Below are 19,053 nucleotides of genomic sequence, written 5' to 3' on the forward strand. Positions count from 1 at the left end.
TTTTTGCGCCGACGCCGCAAGCCGGCATGGCGCACGGCGCAGGGGATTGCTTGCAATTTCATATTTTGTTTCATAGGCTCGCGCCAAAAGCATCGAGGGGCGTCCATGGGCAATTTCGACTACATCATCGTCGGCAGCGGCATCAATGCGCTGGTGGCGGCGGCCATGCTCGGCAAGAAGGGCAAGCGTGTGGCTGTGCTGGAGCGCAATCCCGAAATCGGTGGCTGCCTGCGCACAGAAGAGATCACCGCGCCGGGCTTCGTCCATGACGTGATGGCGACGACCATGGTGCTGTTCCTGACCTCGCCCGCCTATGGCGCGCTCGGCAAGGATCTGGAAGCGCGCGGGCTGGAATTCGCCCATGCGGATCTGCCGACCGGTGTGCTGCGCCCGGACGGTTCGCATGTGATCTTCTCCAAGGACCGCCAGCGCAATGTCGCGACCTTCGAGGCGCTGGCGGCCGGCGACGGCAAAGCATTTTCGTCCGAGATGGATAAGCTCGGCGCCGATGCGCCGTTCCTGTTTTCCCTGCTCGGCGGCGCGCTCTGGTCAGGCTCGATCGCCAAGACGGTGGCCAAGGAGGCGTGGAAGCGTGGCCTGCGCAATCTCGCCGGCTGGTTCGGCGAGGCGCTGATGCCAGCGCGGGCGCATCTGGAAGCAACCTACCGCTCCGAGGAAGCGCAGGCACTCTGGGCGCCTTGGGTGCTGCATTGCGGGCTGGGGCCGGAAAGCGCCTATTCGGCCGAAATGGTCAAGGTCATCGGTTTCGCCATCGAGCTTGCCGGCTGCCCGGTCGCCAGGGGCGGGGCACGCACGCTGCTTTCCGCCTTCGAAAAACTGATCACCGATACCGGCGGCACGATCCGCACCGGGGCCGATGTCGAGGCGCTGGTGCAGGGGCCGGGCGGGAAGGTTACCGGTGCTCGCCTTGCCGGCGGCGAGACGCTCAGCGCCACCAGCGGCGTCATCGCCTCCGTCACGCCGAACCAGCTTTACGGCCGCCTGCTGAAGGATTGGCCGGCGCCGCCGGCCGAGGTTTCCGAAGGCTTGCGCTCCTATCGCTACGGCAAGGGCAATATGCAGATCCACTACGCGCTGGACCGCCCGCCGCAATGGAAGGGCAATGCCGAACTCGGTCAGGTGGCGCTGCTGCACCTCACCCCCGGCCTCGACGGCGTGTCGCGCGCCGCCAACGAGGCCGAGCGCGGCATGCTGCCGGCCGTCCCGACCATCTGCGTCGGCCAACCCGCCTCCTTCGATCCCTCGCGGGCGCCGGAAGGCAAGTCGATCCTCTGGCTGCAGCTTCCCGAAACGCCGCGCCACATCAAGGGCGATGCCGCCGGCGAACTGGATATTCCCGCCGACGGGCGCTGGACAGAGGCTCTGCGCGAAGCCTATGCCGACCGCATCGAGGCGATCCTTGCCAACCATATCGAGGGTTTCGCCGAAAGCGTCATCGCCCGCAAAGCTTATTCGCCGGCCGATCTGCAGGCGATGAACATGAACCTCGTCGGCGGCGATCCCTATGGCGGCTTCTGCGGGCTGGACCAGTTCTTCCTCTGGCGCCCCTTCAAATCCTCCGTCAACCACCGCACCCATGTGCCGGGCCTTTACCACATCGGCGCCTCCACCCATCCGGGGCCGGGACTGGCCGGCGGCTCGGGTTTCCTTTTGGGGTCGTCGCTGAAGTAGCAGCCGAAGGTTTGCTCGTTTCAGTCCGTTGCGAAGCCCACCAGTTCGAGGCGCATCGCCGCATGCTCGTTCGCCGGCACAAGCCGCGAACTCGGCGGCGCCCTGCGCGCCTCCGCGCTCCATAAAAACGGATAGAAGGAATAGACGGCATCCAATTCCGGATAGGGCTGGCGATCGAAGACATCCAATTCCGCCAGCGGCGCGTAGACCGCCATGAAGTCACCCGTCAGGCACCAACTGAGAAAATCCGTATACCCGACTTCCAGGGACGTCCAGAGACTATCATCCGCGCCGAGATAGAAGATGTCGCCGATGCTGGTCGCATCCAGACCGCCGCCGTTCAAGGCGAACAATCCGCCCAGCACGTCGTCGGCGACCAGAACAATCTTCGGATTGTCGCTGGCGAGCAGGCCGATGGCCTCATTGCTTCGCAGCAGGGATCGCCCCGTGCCCGAACCGAGAAGGCGCAGGAAACCATTCCGGACCGTGATCCCGCCGGTTTCATAGACCACGGCCCCGAGCAGCGACCGAGTGGTCACCTGCAGGCGCAGCAGCGTCGCCTTCGCCAGGTCTTCGTCGCGTGGAAGCAGGCGTGCGCCCGCTGCCTGCGGGGATTGCATCCATTCCCGGATCAAAGGCAGGCCGGGATCGTCCGTATCGATCAGTTCCTCAAGCGTGCGCATACCGCCTCATTCCTCGAAGCCGTCAGCCATGCCGGCCGGGGCAAATTCTCGGCACGCAAAAGCGCATCCAGCTCCAGCCGCGACATGCGCCGCAACGCCCGTTCCATATCCCGCGAAGAGGTTCGGTTCTTGACGTCTCTGTGCGGGGCGACCGACCTGGCGCAGGTATTGTTCGATCTGCTCCGCCATGACGGCACGTCTGTTGTTTTTCATCCGATACCTCACCCGTTGCGGCTGCGTATTGCGATGAAGCGACGACGGGCTTCATTCCGTTCGACGGGCAAGGATAGCAATCAATGCGACCGGACAATGACAGAGCCGGCGATGAAGTGACGCAGGCGAGGCCTCGGGAAGAGGCGATTGCGGCGGCGACGCTTTTGCGCCGCCGCCCGCTGGCGATGTCACTTGGCCGGGTTCTTCGGATCCCACAGCACCGTCTTGGCATCCTTTTCATAGGCCATGCCCTTGGGATAGCTGATCGCCTCGAACTGCATGCCCCAAGGAGCCTGGAAATAGAGGATGGTCTGGCCGGCGGCGGGGCCTTCGCTGATGGGCACTGGGCCCATGCGGGTGGCGACGCCCTTGGAGACCAGATACGCCTTGGCGGCGGCGACATCGTCGACATAAAGCGCGATGTGGAAGGCGCCGATATCGCTATTCTTGGCCTTGAGGTCGCGCTGATCTGCGGCCGTATACTGGAACAGCTCGATATTGGAGCCGAAGCCGCAGCGGATCTGCGTGATCTCGTGGATGACCGCCTTGGCGTCGACGCCGACGAGATCGGTCATGAAGGTGCCCTTGTCATCGGCAAATGGGCCAAAGGACATGGCCTTTTCGCAGCCGAGCACGCCGGTGAAGAAATCCACCGCCTGTTTCATGTCCGGGACGGTGACGCCGGTATGATCGTGGCCGCGCAAGCCCGGCAGGCCCTCGGCCATGACCGGGCCGGAGAGAACGGCGAGCATGGCCGCCGTCAGAAGTGTGGCAAGTTTCATCGCATTTCCCCTTTTTGGCGGGCATGCAGGAGCGTTCGCCGGAAGCCCGCAGTTCCGGCGATGTGGTGGGATGGATTGTCGGCGGACCACGTTTTGGGTTACGCGGCGTCTTCGACGCCGGCTTTCGAATCCAGCCAGCCCGGCGTGATTTCCGGCAACGGGATGGCGTCGAGCAGCAGGCGGGTATAGGCGGAACGCGGATTGGCGAAGACTTCGGCGCAGGCGCCTTCCTCCTCGATTTTTCCGAACCGCATGACATAGACGCGGTCGCAGACCGCGCGGATGACCGAGAGATCGTGGCTGATGAAGGCCATGGAGAGGCCGAGATCGGCCGATAATCCCTTCAGCAGTTTCAATACCTGCGCCTGCGTCGAGACGTCGAGGCCGGAGACGATCTCGTCGGCGAGCACGAAATCCGGCTCCAGCAAAGCGGCGCGGGCAATGCCAACGCGCTGGCGCTGGCCGCCGGAGAGCTCGTGCGGATTGCGGTCGAGACAGACGGCAGGAAGCGAGACGCGCTCCAGCATCTTCGCGACCCGCGCTTCCGTCTCGGCCGCCGTCTTCGCCAGTCCGTGCAGCTTCAGCGGTTCGGAGAGGATGCGGCGGATGGTGTGGCGCGGATTGAGCGAGGCCATCGGATCCTGAAAGATCATCTGGATGCGGCGGCGAAGCGGACGCATCTCTCCCTCCGGCAGCCGGGTGATATCGCGGCCGTCGAAGCGGATGCTGCCGGCGGAGACATCCACCAGCCGCAACAGCGCCCGGCCCAGCGTCGTCTTGCCCGAGCCGGATTCGCCGACGATGCCGACCGTTTCGCCACGACAGATGGAGACATCGACGCCATGCAGCACCTTGATGCCGTTGCCGTAGGTGACTTCGATGCCGGTGGCGTCGATCAGGGTTTCGTTCATCTCCACCTCCTCAACTGAGGCCGATTTCGGCGCGCAGCGCCTCGAAGACGGAAGGCGGCACCGGCTCCAGCCCGCTATCCGGCCGGTCGTAGCGCGGGCCGGCGGCCAACAGCGCTTTCGTGTAAGCGTGGCGCGGTGCGGTCAGCACATCGGCGGTGCGGCCGGCCTCGATCACCTTGCCGGCATAGAGCAGGGTGACGCTGTCGCAGATTTGCGCGACGACGCCGAGATCGTGGGTGACGAAGATCACCGCCGTGCCGTGAGTCCTCTGCATGTCGCGGATGAGGCGCAGGATCTGCTTTTGCACGGTGACATCGAGCGCCGTCGTCGGCTCGTCGGCGACCACCAGCTTCGGTTCCAGCGCGAAGGCGCTCGCGATCAGCACGCGCTGGCGCATGCCGCCGGAAAGTTCATGCGGATAGGCGCGCAGCACCCGCTCGGGATCGCGGATATGCACTTCCTGCAGCAGCTTCAACGCGCGCGCCCGTGCCTCTTTCGAGGAGAGGCCGCGGCGCAGGCGCAACGCATCGGTCAATTGCGCCTCGATGCGGCGGCCGGGGTTCAGCGCCGTCTGCGGATCCTGCGGGATGAGCGCGATATGCGTCCCGATGAGATCGCGAAGCGCGCGCGACGGCATGGTCATGAGGTCGCGGCCTTCAAAGCGGATGGCGCCGCCGGTCACCTGCACGGTGCGCGGCAGGATGCCGAGCAGCGCCTTGGCGATGGTGGATTTGCCCGCCCCGCTTTCGCCGACGAGACCACGCACCTCACCGCGCTCCAGTGTCAGCGAGACGTCGCGCAGGATGGGCGCGCCATTTTCGCGGGTGGAGACGGCCGAGAGGTTTTCGATGGAGAGCAGGGGGGCGGTCATCGGCGCATCACCGGATCGAGGGCGCGGCGCAAGCCGTCGCCGAGCTGGTTGAAGGCAAGCACGGTGGCGAACAGGACGGTGAGCGGCACGACCAGCACCCACCAGCCCTGATAGACGATCTGCCGCCCCTGGGCGATCATGCCGCCCCAAGTCGGCGTATCCGACGACACCGACAGGCCGACGAAGGAGAGGATCGCCTCGACGATGACGGCGATGCCCATTTCGAGGCTGACCAGCGCGATCAGCGCCGGAGCGACATTCGGCAGGATTTCCCGCAACAGGATATGCAGGCGCGAAAAGCCGATGGTGCGGGCGGCGACGACATAATCCATGCTGGCCTGCGCCTGCGTTTCGGCGCGCACCACGCGACAGAAGCGGGTCCAGTCGATGATGACGATGGCGGCGATGACGGAATGGATGCCGGAGCCGAGCACGGCGACCAGCAGGATCGACAGCAGCACCGGCGGAAAGGCCATCCAGATATCGACGAGGCGGGAGATGATCCGGTCCGCCCAGCCGCCATACCAGCCGGCGATCAGCCCCAGTGCCGTGCCGATCAGCCCCGCCAGCCCGGCCGCGACGAAGGCGACGGTGAGCGCGACGCGGGTGCCGTAGAGCACGCGCGAGAGCACGTCGCGGCCGAGATCGTCGGTGCCGAGCCAGTACCCCGGTTCCGCGCCGGCATAGCCGGCGGGCGGCAACGTGCCGAGCATCAGATCCTGTTCCAGCGGATCCTTCGGCGCCAGGAACGGCGCGAAGATCGCGACAAGCAGCAGCAGCAGGATAAATCCGCCGCCGATCGCCACCCTGGGCTCGCGCAGCATCGCCTTCAGATGTCGTGCGAAGGCGGAACGGCGAGGGGCGGGCAGGGCGAGCGGCGGGGAAGCGGTGACGTCAGCCATGGCGCAGCCTCGGATTGAACGCGACGACCAGCATGTCGACCAGCAGGTTGATGAGAATGAACAGCGCGCCAAAGGCGAGCACGAGACCCTGGATCAGCGGCAGATCGCGATTGATGACCGCATCGATCGCCATGTTGCCGATGCCGGGATAGGCGAAGATGCGCTCGACGATGACGGTGCCCCCGATCAGAAAAGTGAACTGCACCCCGGTCAGCGCAATGGTCGGGCCGATCGCGTTTCGCAGCGCCTCCTGCAGCACGAGGCGCAGGCTGGACATGCCCTTGAGGCGGGCGAGCAGGATATAGTCCTGCACCATCGCCTCCATCAGCGCCCCCTTGAGCACGCGGGCGATGATTGCCGCCAAGGGCAGGCCGAGCGCCAGCACCGGCATGACCATATGCGCGGCGATATCGGCAGCGGTGGAGAAGCGCAGGCGTAGGAGGCTTTCGAGCAAGTAGAAAGGGGTGGCGAAATCCACCTGGTGAACCGGATCGATGCGCCCCGACAGCGGAAACACCGGGAAGGCGACCCCGAGCAGCAGCACCAGCGCCAGGGCCCAGACGAAATCCGGCACCGCCAGAAACAGGCCGTTGATCGTATCGAGCACCGGTTCGCCCGGCGTGCGCCGGAGCAGCGTGCCGGCCACCGCCACCGCGCCGCCGAGCAGGATGGCGAGGACAAGCGCGGCAAAGGCCAGTTCCAGCGTCGCCGGCAGGCGCTCGGCGAGCAGGCCGAGCACGTCGCGCCGCAGCGAGATAGAGGTGCCGAAATCGCCGGTTGCGACCGCCTTGAGCCAGACGAGGAATTGCATGGGAAGGCTGGCGTCGAGACCGTATTGCGCTCTGAGCGCCGCGATGCTTTCGGGACTCGCGCCCGGCGAAATCATCATCGCGATGGGATCGCCCGGCACGACGCGCAGCAGAACGAACACGATCACCGCGACGCCGAACAGCGTGATCGCGGCCATCGCCAGTCGTTTGAGGATCGAGAAGGCAATCATGAATGCATCATTCCCTGACCGCGCCAGGCAACAAGCCTAGCGGCGGGGATTTAGGCTGGCAAGCGGGCAAGGGGTTGCCCGGAAAAGTTCTGGATCGTTGCCCTGTCTGCGCAGGACGATCGATTTGGAGCGAAGCGGTTGCCTCAAAACCCCTTCTCCCCCGAGGGGAGAAGGGAAATGTGGCGACGGTTGCGCCGCGATCCTGCGATCAGCCCGGCGAAACCAGCGTCGGCTGCAGTGCGCCGGAAACATTCGGCGTCACCTTCAGCGTCGACTTGTAGAGGATCGGCTGGGCATATTGCAGCAGCGGAATGACATATCCCTGCTCGGCGATATACTTGCTGACCGCCTTCCAGCCGGCGATGCGCTTGTCCTCGTCCTTTTCGCCCCAGAGCGGGATGATCATATTGTCGAGGTCGTCGGTATTCCAGACCGAATGCGGCGAGGGGCCGAACATGGCGAAGCCGGTCGAGGTCGTCGGGTCGCCGATGGCGTTGCCCCAGTTGTAGAAGGCGGCGGGCGCCAGTTGATCGGCGGCGCGCAACTCGTAGTGCTTGGCGATCTCGTAGACCTCGATCTCGGCGTCGATGCCGACCTTGCGCCACATGCCGACGATGGCCTGGACCATTTCATAGTCCTTGGGCTTCAGGCCGCGCGTCGTCTGGATCTTGAATTTCGCCGGCTTGTCCGGGGAATAGCCGGAGGCGGCGAGCAGCGATTTCGCCTTTTCCGGGTCGTAGCCGACCTTGATCGACGGATCGTAGGCCAGATATTCCGGCGTTTCCAGCGTGTCGATCGGCACGCCGTAGCCGCGCAACAGGCGCTTGACGATCGCGTCCTTGTCGATGGCGTGATGGGCGGCGAGGCGCACGTTCTTGTCGAGCATCACTTCGATATTGTTGATGAACAGCATGCCGATATCGGAGATCGGCGTCGCGACACCGGCAAAGCCCGCCGTGCCCTTCAGGCGGTCGAATTCGTCGTAGGGAATTTCCAGGGTGATGTCGGACGAACCGGATTCGAGTTCGGCGACGCGGCTGGTGCCGTCCGGCACGAACTTGAAGACCACGGTGTCGAAGGCCGGCTTGCCGCCGTAATAATTCGGATTGGCCTTGAGCCGCAGGAAGGCGTTGCCTTCATAGGCATCGACCATATAGGGCCCGGTGCCGATCGGCTTCTTCTCGAAACCTTCCGCACCGACCTTTTCGTAATAGCCCTTCGGCATGACATAGCCGGTGAGGAAGGCGGCCCATTTGAAGAAGGTCGGTTCGAAGCGCAGTACGTCGCCGGTGATGCGCTTGCCATCGATCTTGTAATTGCCGGCGGTCGACCAGACGAATTGCGCGGGATTGCCGGTCTTTTCGTCGGCGGCGCGGGTCAGCGACCAGACCACGTCCTCCGGGGTGAACGGCGAGCCGTCATGCCAGGTCACGCCCTCGCGCACATCCATCCACAGCTTGGTCTTGTCCTCGTTCCAACCCCAGTCGGTGAGCAGGCCCGGCTGGAAGGACAGGTCGGGGCCCTGGCCGACATACTGATCGAAGATCGAGCGATAGATCGCCTGGATGGTCGGATTGACCGCCGAGGGACCGACCGTCGGGTCGAAGGAGGGCAGGTTGACATTGTAGGCGATGGTCAGCGTTCCGGCCTCGGCGGCCGAGACGAGGTTACGGCCGGAAAATACCCCGGTCAAAAAGGCGGCAGCACCCAGGCCCAGCGCCTGGCGTCTGGAAAACATCATGATGGACTCCGTCGTTCCCTCGGTTCCCGCCAGCACGTCGTCCCGGACGACTGGTCGGGTAATTTTTATGGATCGGAATGCTTTAATCCTAAAATAAGCCCGCTCCGCTTGCAAGCGCTTTTCTTGCTTCTATATGCCGATGCATAGAAATTCCCCCAAGCGGCGAAAATGCCGGATGAGGCCGGTATTTTAGCAATAGCGGCCAATTCTGGCGCCGTGTTCAGTGTGCTTCGGCGACCTTTTCGACATTAAATATGATTTTGCAATTATTTTATAGCGGATGATGATCACGCAGGGCGAGGCAATTCGGGATGCGGTCGAAGCGTGCGCCCCTGCAGAAAATCATGGGCCACGGTGCCTCTTTCGCCCGGTCAGCCACGGGGCCTAGAATTTCTTCTTCAGGAAATAACGCGGCGTCGCGCCGTTGCCGCCTTCCAGTTCCCCGAACAGGGCGAAACCCTGTTTTTCATAAAACGGCCGTGCCTGGAATTCGAACGTATCGAGCCACAAGCCGATATAGCCACGCGCCCTTGCGATGGTTTCCGCTTCCGCCAGCAGCCGCGTGCCGAGCCCCAGGCCGCGATAGCGGGCCGGCACCACCAACAGGAGGATCAAGGCCCAGCCATAGCCATCGACGGCATATAACCCGCCGACGACTTCGCCGTTCTCCGGATCGCGCAACGCAATGGCGAAATCCGACGGTTCCGGCGCGAAGGCGCGCATCTCGGCATTATAGGCGGTAAGGGCGGCATCAATGACCTCCTTTATATCCGGAGCCGGATTGTCCGCGATGATTTCGATGATCGGTGGCTTGAACATGACCTTCCCGCCGGTCGCGACCGGGAACCCCTGCACGCTGGAGCTTCGATTTACGGTAAAACAACCTGAAGTCAGTTTTGCACAACCCAGGTCCCTTACGCGTCGGCATGAATGCGAACCAGGGGTGGTGCGATGGTTTCGACCTATTTGAGCTACAATCTCGTCGTGCGCGACATGAAGGCAAGCATGGCGCGCACGGCCAACGACGCCATGGTGAAGCGCGACGGCGAATATTACAAGGCCAATATCGGCAAGGTTCGCTCCGTCGATGAATTCCTGAAAGACCATCGCCTCTATACCTATGCGATGCGCGCTTATGGCCTGGAAGACATGGCCTATGCCAAGGCGTTCATGAAGAAGGTGCTGGAAAGCGATCTCGGCGACACCAACAGCTTCGCCAACAAGCTGACCGACAGCCGCTACCGCGATTTTGCCTCCGCCTACCAGTTCGGCACCGGCACGAAGATGCCGCAGACCGAGCACCAGACCGAGGAAATGATCGACCTCTACACCGACCGGATCGAGCAGAACGACCGCGCCGTCACCGCCGAGACCAGCTATTACGACGCCATGCTGACGCGCGTGAAGAGCGTCGACGAGTTCCTCGCCAATCCGCGCCTGCGCGACTACATGTTCAAGGCCTACGATATCGACGGCCGCAATTACGACCGCGCCTTGATCCGCGGCCTGCTGGTCAGCGATCCCAACGATTCCGCTTCCTTCTTCAACACCCAGATCCTGCCGAAGGTGGTCGATGCCAAGGCGGCGATCGAGGATGTCGCCCCGATCCTCGACAAGATCGGCAAACGCGACGCCTATCTCAAGAACGTGGCGAACCTGCAGGGCACCATCGAGGATATCACCGGCATGCGCGCCGAGATCGCCGGCATCCAGGGGCAGATGGGCACCGGGCTGGACGACGGTATGCTGCAGGCGCAGATCAACACGCTGCAGCGCAAGATCGAGGCAACCTTCACCACTTTCGTCGGCGACAAGGTCGGCGCGCTGAAGGGCCGGATCGCCGGCCTCGAAGCGCAGAAGGCCGAGCCCGGCGCCGATGTCCCGGCCCTGCAGACGCAGATCGACGCCATCCAGGCCGATGTCGACCATTGGCAGGCCGATTACGACAGCCGCGTCTCGATCTTCACCAAGAAGAACGAGGTCGCCGCACTGGAAATCCAGCGTCTGGAACCCGGCGCCGACACCGCCGCCATCGACCAGCAGATCGCCGCGCTGCAAGCCGAGATCGGCGGGCTGGAGGCCGGGCTCGAAGCGGTCGACCTGCCGCAGGTCGCCCAGATGCGTGACGACCAGCAGGCCGCCGCCGATGCCATCCCCGGCCTGCCGCTGCCCGGCGCCGATACGCAAGCGTTGAGCGCCAAGCTGACCGAGCAGAAAAATCGCGCGGCGAACTATCTGATCGTCGCGGCCGGCTATGAGAAACTCGCCAGCGCCTATGACTTCGGCGCCGATGGCTCCGTGCCGGCCGGCGGTGCCCAGACGGATGCGAACCGCAAGATCGCCACTGGCAATTACGTCTCCAAGCAGGAGCGGCTGACGCGCGCCGGCGCGCTGCTCAACGACCAGTATTTTCGCGAGACGGTCAACAGCTTCACCAGCGCCAGCCAGATGCTGGAGGATTCGCGCATCGTCTCCTACCTCAAGGCGGCCTTCGGGCTCTCCACCTATGGCGCCATCGTCACCTCGACACTGGAAAACGCCCTGACGACGCCGGCTTCCGAAGCGGATCTGGAGGATCCTGACAACTTTATCCGCAAAAACTATTCCGGCCGCCCCTACTACAACAACCTGATTGCGCTATCGCGCGCCTTCAATTTCAACAGCGACGGCACGCTGCCGGCCGGCAAATATCCCGTCGACGCCGACAAGCTGCTGTCGTTGTCGAACGGTTATTTCTCCGGCTACAACGACGTCGTCGAAGCCGCCGACGAGCGGGCGATCACCGGCCTGAAAAAGGCATTGGGGGCATTCAACACCACGGCGGGCAAGATCGCCAATGTCGACCATCTGGTCAACAACGCCGCCGTCTACGAATTCGCCATGAAGGCGGTCGGGCTCGATGTGAACGAAGTCTCCAAACGGATCATGAAGAACGTCCTCAAAAGCGACCTCCAGGATCCCAAAAGCTTCGTCTACACGCTCAAGGACGACCGCTACCTGCAATTCGCCAAACTGTTCAATTTCGACAAGGACGGCAAGCTGACCTGGGCACGCATGGCGCAATCGGAAGAAAGGATGAAGAACACCGCCAAGGATTACATCATCCAGAAGATCCGCTTTCTCTCCGGCACCGAGAAGAAGACGGCGAAGGCGGCGGCGGAGAAGGAAGCCGAACATTACACCGACAAGCTCGGCAAGATTTCCACCCGCAAGGAGTTGCTCGCCGACCGCCGCCTGATCGACGTCGCCCTGGTGGCGCGCGGCATCGATCCCAAGAAGGTGACCAACGACTATATCCGCAAGATCTTCGAATCCGACCTCGGCGATCCCAAGAGTTTCGCCAATACCGAGAAGGATTATCGCTTCGCCGAAATTGCCGCCTCCTACAATTTCGACAGGAAAGGCAATGTCATCCGCACCTCGAGCGAGGTGATCCAGACCGCCGGCGGTATTCTGGAAACGACCAACCTCTATCTGCGCCAGACGATCGAGAGCACGCAAGGGGAGGAGAATGCCGGGGTGCGCCTGGCGCTCTATTTCGAGCGCAAGGTGGCCGATATCACCTCTGCCTACGACATCCTCAGCGACAACGCCCTCTCCGAAGTGTTCCGCACCGTCTTCAGCCTGCAGGACGAGGTGGCGGCCATGGATGTCGACCAGCAGGCCAAGCTGGTGGACAAATACATGAAGCTCAGTGAGCTGAAGAATCCTGACAAGCTGGCGGCGATGCTGCGTCGCTTCACGGTCATGTACGACCTGAAGAACAACAGCACAGGCTCGCTTGCGGCCACCCTGCTCAGCGGCGCCGGCGCCACCATTACCGCCGACACGCTGATGGCGATCGCGCAATTGCGCGGGCGGCGGTGAGGGGCGCAGCGCCGCTTCTCGCACACATAAAAATTCCGGCATGCGCCCTCCCGGACCCTGCCGACCATGCTATATCGCTAGCATATCGGTGAAGACGGGGAGAGCGACATGGCGGCCATCGACCTCAACAGCGATCTCGGCGAGAGTTTCGGCGCCTGGCGCATGGGGGATGACACGGCGATGCTGGATATCGTCTCCAGCGCCAATATCGCCTGCGGTTTCCATGCCGGCGATCCCGCCGGCATCTTTCGCACGGTGAAAGCGGCGGCGCAGCGCGGTGTCGCCATCGGCGCCCATGTCTCCTACCCGGACCGGGTCGGCTTCGGCCGCCGCGATCTCGACGTGACGCCTGAGGAACTGATCGCCGACGTCATCTACCAGATCGGGGCGCTGAAGGGCATGGCGACGGCCGCCGGCACAGCCGTGCGTTACGTCAAGCCGCATGGCGCGCTCTATAACCGCATCGCCCGTGACGCCAGGCAGGGCGGAGCGGTGATCGAGGCGATCCGGGCCGTCGATCCCACGCTCGTCCTGATGGGCCTCGCCAATGCGCCGATCCTCGATCTTGCCCGCCGGGCCGGGCTTTGCGCCGTGGCCGAGGCCTTCGCCGACCGCGCCTATGCGCCGTCGGGCGATCTCGTCTCCCGCCGCGAGCCGGGGGCGGTGCTGCACGATGCCGGGAAGATCGCCACGCGCATGGCCGGCCTTGCCCGCCACGGTACGCTGGAAGCGGTCGATGGCAGCCTCATCCCCGTCGAGGCGCAATCGATCTGCGTGCATGGCGACAGCCCCGACGCCGTCGCCATCGCCCGTGAGATCCGCCGCCGCTTCGAGGCGGAAGGAATTGCCATCCGCTCCTTCCGGCCCGAATGACGCCGATGCGCGTCCTGCCCGTCAATTTTTCGACAGTGCTGGTCGAGCTTGCCGGGCTCGACGAGACGCTGGCGCTGTTCGCCTCGCTTCAGGCCGCGCCGCTCGACGGCATCGTCGAGACCATACCGGCGGCGCGCACGCTGATGATCCGCTTCCGGCCGGAGCGGATATCGGCCGAAACGCTCGCCGCTCGCATCGCCGCCCGCGATCTTTCGGCCCGGCCGGCGGCCTGTCAGCGAACGGTGGAAATTCCGGTGCGTTATGACGGGCCGGATCTCGCGGAGGTCGCCGAACTCACCGGTCTGAGCATTGCCGAGGTGATGCGCCGTCACAGCGAAAGCCTGTTCACCGTCGCCTTCTGCGGCTTCGCGCCCGGTTTCGGCTATCTCGTCGGCGGCGATCCGGCCTTGCATGTGCCGCGCCGGCAAAGCCCGCGCACCCGCATTCCCGCTGGCTCCGTGGCGCTGGCCGGGTCGTTCAGCGGTGTCTATCCCAGCGAAAGCCCTGGCGGCTGGCAGATCATCGGCACGACGCCGTTGCGGATGTGGGACATTTTTCGCGAGCCAGGCGCGCTGCTGCAGCCCGGATTTCGCGTGCGCTTCATCGACATGGATAAGGCACAGGTGACCGTTCCAGCCGCAACGCCCGCGCCGGCGAAACCTTCTGTTGCGGCGGATGCGCCGCAGTTCAAAATCCGCGCCGCGCCGATACCGGCGCTGTTCCAGGATGCCGGGCGCTCCGGGCGCAGCGGCCAGGGGGTGTCCGCATCCGGGGCGCTGGACCGCAGCGCGTTTTTCGCCGCCAACCGCATCGTCGGCAATCCCGCCGACACGCCCTGCCTCGAATTGACGGGAGGCGGCTTTTGCTTCGAAACCACCGCCCGCGCCGTCATCGGCCTTGCCGGGGCGACTTGCCCGGTGACGATCCGCGACGCCGCCGGCCGCGCGCGCGTGTTCGACAGTTGGCGGCCCGTGCCGCTGGAACCGGGCGATGTCGTGACGGTCGGGCCGCCGGATGCGGGAATGCGCGCCTATCTCGCCGTGCGCAACGGTTACGAGGTGGCGCCGGTGCTGGGTAGCGCGGCCACCGATACGCTGGCGAAGATCGGCCCGGATCCGGTGGCGGCCGGCGTCGCTCTGGCGCTGCGTTCGGAGACGCTGCCGTTGGATAGTGTCGCGCTTCACGAAGCGCCCGCCTTTGCGCTGCCGACGCCCGGCGATGTCGTGACGCTCGATATCGTGCTCGGCCCGCGCGCCGACTGGTTCACCCCGGCAGGCCTTGCGGCGCTGAGCGGACAGGATTGGCGGGTGACGCCGCAATCGAGCCGCGTCGGCATTCGGCTGGCCGGCGAGAGATCCATCGAACGCAAGGACAGGGCGGAGCTTGCCAGCGAAGGCACGGCCACCGGCGCCATCCAGGTGCCGCATGACGGCCAGCCGGTGCTGTTCCTTGCCGATCATCCGCTGACCGGCGGCTATCCGGTCGTCGCCACGGTCGCCGAATACCACCTCGATCTCGCCGGGCAACTCCCCGTGGGGGCTGCCGTCCGCTTCCGCCCGGTCGGCCCCTTCGCCGAGATCGCCATCGGAGTGCCCCCATGAAAAAAGTGCTGATCGCCAATCGCGGCGAAATCGCCGTGCGCATTATTCGCGCCTGCCGCGATTACGGGCTTGCTTCCGTTGCCGTCTATGCCGATCCGGATGCGGAGGCGCCGTTTGTGCGTCTTGCCGACGAGGCCTATGGGCTGGACGGCATACGTCCGGCCGAGACCTATCTCGATATCGAAAAGCTGGTCGCCATTGCCCGCCGCGCCGGCGCGGATGCCGTGCATCCGGGCTACGGTTTCCTGTCGGAACGGGCGGAATTCGCCCGCGCCGTCATCGCGGCCGGGCTGACATGGATCGGCCCCGGCCCCGATGTGATCGAGGCGCTGGGCGACAAGGTCGAGGCGCGGCGCATCGCCGCCCGCGTCGGCGCGCCGCTGGTGGCCGGCAGCGACGGACCGGTTTCCTCTGCCGAAGAGGTGATCGCCTTCGCCGAGGCCCATGGCCTGCCGGTGGCCATCAAGGCGGCGCATGGCGGCGGCGGGCGCGGCCTCAAGGTGGCGCGCACGCTCGACGAAATCCCCGATCTCTATGCCTCCGCCGTGCGCGAGGCGACCGCCGCCTTCGGCGAAGGCACCTGTTTTCTCGAACGTTTCCTCGACCGTCCGCGTCATATCGAGGCGCAGGTGCTGGCCGACAGCCATAGCAAGGTGGTCGTTCTCGGCACCCGCGATTGCTCGCTGCAGCGCCGAAACCAGAAACTCGTCGAGGAAGCGCCGGCCCCTTTCCTGTCGGAGGCGCAGCGCGCGCGCATCCACGCGGCGGCGAAGGCGATCTGCGCCGAGGCCGGTTACTGCGGCGCGGGCACGGTGGAATTCCTGCTGGGCGGCGATGGCGCCATCTCCTTCCTGGAGGTCAATACGCGCCTGCAAGTCGAGCATACCGTCACCGAGGAGACGACGGGCATCGATCTGGTGATCGAGCAATTGCGCATCGCCGAGGGTCTGCCGCTCGCCTTCGACGAGGCGCCGCCGCCGCGCGGCCATGCAATCGAGTTTCGCATCAATGCCGAGGATCCCGGCCGCGGTTTCCTGCCGACGCCGGGGCGCGTCACGCGCTTCGATCCGCCCGCCGGTCCCGGCATCCGGCTGGACAGCGGGGTTGCGGAAGGTTCCACCGTTCCCGCGGCTTACGATTCCCTGCTGGCCAAGCTGGTCGTCACCGGCGCCACCCGCGCCCAGGCGATTTCTCGCGCCCGGCGCGCCTTGAAGGAGTTCGTCGTCGAAGGTGTGGCGACCGTGTTGCCCTTCCACCGCGCTGTGCTGGAGGCGCAGGATTTCATCGGCGCGGAAGAATTCGGCGTGCATACGCGCTGGATCGAGACCGAATTTTCCGCCATGCCCGAAGCCATGGCGCGGCCGGAGCCGGCGGACGAGCCGGCGCTGATCCGCACCCATGTGGAATTTGACGGCAAACGGGTCGCGCTCGCCCTGCCGGCGCTGCTGCTGGCCGGCTTCGCCGCTGCGCCGCCTGCCCGTCCCGCCGGGGCGGCGCTTGCCGATGGCATCGTCGCCCCGGTCTCCGGCACGCTGCAGGCGATCCGCATCGAGGACGGAGCCGAGGTCGTCGAGGGCGAACTGGTGGCGGTGATGGAAGCGATGAAGATGGAAACCCAGGTCTTTGCGCCGAAATCCGGCCGCTTGCGGCTCACCGCCCGGCCGGGGGATTTCGTACCGGCCGGAACACTGCTGGCGCGGTTCGAGGAATAGACCCGCGCCCGCCGGATGGAGCGGGCGCGAGAGTTTCTGCAATTGGATCGTCCCCAGGCTTCAGCCGACCGAGAAGGGCACGGCGACGAAGGTCTGCTCGTCGCCGCGCTGGACCAGCAGAAGCACCGACTTGCGGCCGGATTTGCCGGCCTCGGCGATCGCCGTGCGGGCTTCCTTGGCCGATTTGACCGGCGCCTGGTTGACCGAGACGATGACATCGCCGGTCTGCAGCCCGGCATCGGCCGCAGGCTTTGAGGGCGAGACGCTCTCGATGACCGCGCCGGTCTCGCCGCGCGGCAGGTTCAGCGCTTCGCGCACATCCGGGGTGATGTCGGCGAGGCCGACGCCGATGGTGGCGACCTGTGCTTCCTTGGCGCCCTTGCCGGGCTCGGCTGCGGCCTGTTCGGTGCCGGTGTCGTTGCCGCCGATGGTCATGGCGAGTTCGCGGCTTTCGCCTTCGCGCCAGACGGTGAGCTTGGTCTTCTCGCCCGGCGAGAGGTCGGCGACCTTGCGCGACAGGTCGCGCGGCGCTGTCACCGGTGCACCGCCAAGCCCGGTGATGACGTCGCCGGCGCGCACGCCGGCCTTGGCGGCGGGGGTATCGGGCTCGACCTTGGCGACCAGCGCGCCTTCGGCCTTGGCAAGCCCGACCGCATTGGCGACGTCACCGGTCACCGGCTGGATCTGCACGCCGATGAAGCCATGCTTGATCGAGCCGTCCTTCATCAGCTTGGCGACGATCTTCTGGGCCTGGTCGGAGGGAATGGCGAAACCGACGCCGACGCTGCCGCCGTTCGGCGAATAGATGGCGGTGTTGATGCCGACCACCTTGCCGTCGATATCGACCAGCGGCCCGCCGGAATTGCCGTGGTTGATCGGCGCATCGATCTGGATGAAATCGTCATAGGGCCCGCTGTGAAGGTCGCGTCCGCGCGCCGAGACGATGCCGGCAGTCACCGTCGTGCCGATGCCGAAGGGATTGCCGATGGCGAGGATCTGGTCGCCGGCCCTCAGGCGGTCGGAATCGCCCCAGGTGACGGTGGTCAGCGGCTTCGGCGCGGTAACCTTGACGACGGCGAGATCGGATTTGGCATCGGCGCCGATCAGCTTGGCCGACAGTTCCGTGCCGTCGTCCAGCGTCACCTTGATCGTCTTGGCATTGTCGATGACGTGGTTGTTGGTGACGATGTAGCCGTCCGACGAAATGACGAAGCCGGAGCCGAGCGCCATCTGCTCGCCGCCGTTTTGCGGGCGCTGTGCCTGCGGCGGCAGGGGAATGCCCTGCTGGCCGAAGAACTGGCGGAACTGCTCGTCGAAGGGCGAGACCGTGCCGTCATCGGCATTCGGATCCGCTTTCATCGTGGTGGTGATGGTGACGACCGCCGGCTTGTCGGCGGCGACGATCCCGGCATAGGAGCCGCCGGGTGCGGAAAGCCCGCCGGCCGCCTGGGCAAAAGCGGTGGTGTGGTTGCCGGGCAGTGCCGAAAGCGCCAGCGGCGTCGCGAGAATGGCGGCGCCGACAAGGGCGGCAAGGCGATGCTTGTGAAGCAGGGAGGACATGGTTTTTTCCTTTCGAAACGGGGCTGACCGGGACATGACGGGACGGCGGCGGATTGCCTTTGTGGCCGCCGGTCGCGTCAGGCCGCGTGGGTTGAGCAGGCAGGGCGGGCGCATCGTGAGGCATGCGCCCATCCGCGACCGCCCTGCCGAATATGTGTCAGGCCATGCGGGTGATGCTGCGATCGAGGCGCCTGATATCGTGCTGCAGGGCGGCGAATGTGGCGCCGGGAAGGCGTCCATGATGCGTCGCGGCGATACTGAGCGCCTCGCGGCGGATGCCTGCGGCCTGCATATGCAGCCGGCGGGCGGCGGCAGGCGTCAGCCGGCCTTCATGGCGGTCCATGGCGATGCGGTGCTGAGCCACGCGAACCTCGTGCAGGACGGCGTCGAGGCGTGGCCGCATGACAGGCGCGGCCCGGAAGGCCACCGGCATCGTCGGTGCGACGCTGTCGACATAGGGTTCGTCGGCGGCGCGGGCCTGGCGTCCGGGATGCATTCCATCATGGGGTGCGGCCTGGGCGAGGCCGGCGAGGCCGGCAACGGTGAAAGCGGTAATGGTGAGAGTCTTGAACAACGAGCGCATGGGGCGCCTCCTTGGTCATCGGAATCGAAAAGCGTCCGAATCGGCTGTCTCGCATCGTCGCG

At 65.2% G+C, this 19,053-nt stretch carries 15 protein-coding genes; 5 read left to right on the plus strand and 10 right to left on the minus strand.

What is annotated here, in order from left to right; translation table 11 throughout:
• Window positions 1–105: 105 nt before the first annotated feature.
• Window positions 106–1,692, plus strand: a complete 1,587-nt coding sequence (locus P7F60_RS08475) for an NAD(P)/FAD-dependent oxidoreductase (protein ID WP_277917294.1) — start codon at window positions 106–108, stop codon at window positions 1,690–1,692.
• 20 nt (window positions 1,693–1,712) lie between these two features.
• On the opposite strand, the gene P7F60_RS08480 is transcribed toward P7F60_RS08475, so the two are convergent.
• From P7F60_RS08480 to P7F60_RS08515, 8 genes are all read right to left on the minus strand, one after another.
• On the minus strand, window positions 1,713–2,375 hold the full coding sequence (locus tag P7F60_RS08480; RefSeq protein ID WP_277917295.1) for a DUF2625 family protein: 663 nt from the start codon (window positions 2,373–2,375) through the stop codon (window positions 1,713–1,715).
• A gap of 401 nt (window positions 2,376–2,776) precedes the next feature.
• A complete protein-coding gene (locus tag P7F60_RS08485) occupies window positions 2,777–3,370 on the minus strand; it encodes a VOC family protein (protein ID WP_277917296.1) in 594 nt (197 codons plus the stop codon).
• Between the two features lie 98 nt (window positions 3,371–3,468).
• Window positions 3,469–4,281: an ABC transporter ATP-binding protein gene (locus P7F60_RS08490; RefSeq protein ID WP_277917297.1), complete on the minus strand. Its 813-nt coding sequence runs from the start codon at window positions 4,279–4,281 to the stop codon at window positions 3,469–3,471.
• A 10-nt stretch (window positions 4,282–4,291) separates the two neighbouring features.
• Entirely contained in the window at window positions 4,292–5,152 is an 861-nt protein-coding gene (locus tag P7F60_RS08495; protein WP_277917298.1) for an ABC transporter ATP-binding protein, read from the minus strand.
• Window positions 5,149–6,054, minus strand: coding sequence for an ABC transporter permease (locus P7F60_RS08500; protein WP_277917299.1), 906 nt, complete (start codon window positions 6,052–6,054; stop codon window positions 5,149–5,151). Before P7F60_RS08500 ends, P7F60_RS08495 begins: the two co-directional genes overlap by 4 nt.
• Window positions 6,047–7,054 carry an ABC transporter permease gene (locus P7F60_RS08505; RefSeq protein WP_277917300.1) on the minus strand — a complete coding sequence of 336 codons (1,008 nt, stop codon included), beginning with the start codon at window positions 7,052–7,054 and terminating at the stop codon, window positions 6,047–6,049. Before P7F60_RS08505 ends, P7F60_RS08500 begins: the two co-directional genes overlap by 8 nt.
• Window positions 7,055–7,262: 208 nt before the next feature.
• Window positions 7,263–8,795: an ABC transporter substrate-binding protein gene (locus tag P7F60_RS08510; RefSeq protein ID WP_277917301.1), complete on the minus strand. Its 1,533-nt coding sequence runs from the start codon at window positions 8,793–8,795 to the stop codon at window positions 7,263–7,265.
• Window positions 8,796–9,179: 384 nt separating this feature from the next.
• Window positions 9,180–9,614, minus strand: a complete 435-nt coding sequence (locus P7F60_RS08515) for a GNAT family N-acetyltransferase (protein ID WP_277917302.1) — start codon at window positions 9,612–9,614, stop codon at window positions 9,180–9,182.
• Between the two features lie 132 nt (window positions 9,615–9,746).
• Between P7F60_RS08515 and P7F60_RS08520 the strand changes: the two genes are divergently transcribed.
• From P7F60_RS08520 to P7F60_RS08535, 4 genes are all read left to right on the plus strand, one after another.
• Window positions 9,747–12,662 (plus strand): DUF1217 domain-containing protein, encoded by a 2,916-nt coding sequence (locus P7F60_RS08520; RefSeq protein WP_277917303.1) that lies wholly within the window; start codon window positions 9,747–9,749, stop codon window positions 12,660–12,662.
• Between the two features lie 108 nt (window positions 12,663–12,770).
• Complete coding sequence (locus P7F60_RS08525) at window positions 12,771–13,535, plus strand: 5-oxoprolinase subunit PxpA (protein ID WP_277917304.1); 765 nt, start codon at window positions 12,771–12,773, stop codon at window positions 13,533–13,535.
• Window positions 13,536–13,540: 5 nt separating this feature from the next.
• A complete protein-coding gene (locus tag P7F60_RS08530; protein ID WP_277917305.1) occupies window positions 13,541–15,136 on the plus strand; it encodes a 5-oxoprolinase/urea amidolyase family protein in 1,596 nt (531 codons plus the stop codon).
• Window positions 15,133–16,848 (plus strand): biotin carboxylase N-terminal domain-containing protein, encoded by a 1,716-nt coding sequence (locus P7F60_RS08535; protein WP_277917306.1) that lies wholly within the window; start codon window positions 15,133–15,135, stop codon window positions 16,846–16,848. The genes P7F60_RS08530 and P7F60_RS08535 overlap by 4 nt, the downstream gene beginning before the upstream one ends.
• 60 nt (window positions 16,849–16,908) lie before the next feature.
• Here the strand turns inward: P7F60_RS08535 and P7F60_RS08540 are convergent, their stop codons facing one another.
• Entirely contained in the window at window positions 16,909–18,408 is a 1,500-nt protein-coding gene (locus P7F60_RS08540; protein WP_277917307.1) for a DegQ family serine endoprotease, read from the minus strand.
• Window positions 18,409–18,565: 157 nt separating this feature from the next.
• Entirely contained in the window at window positions 18,566–18,991 is a 426-nt protein-coding gene (locus P7F60_RS08545; RefSeq protein ID WP_277917308.1) for a hypothetical protein, read from the minus strand.
• Between the last annotated feature and the right edge of the window lie 62 nt (window positions 18,992–19,053).

It is taken from the genome of Rhizobium sp. YJ-22 (assembly GCF_029601685.1).
GTDB lineage: Bacteria > Pseudomonadota > Alphaproteobacteria > Rhizobiales > Rhizobiaceae > Metarhizobium.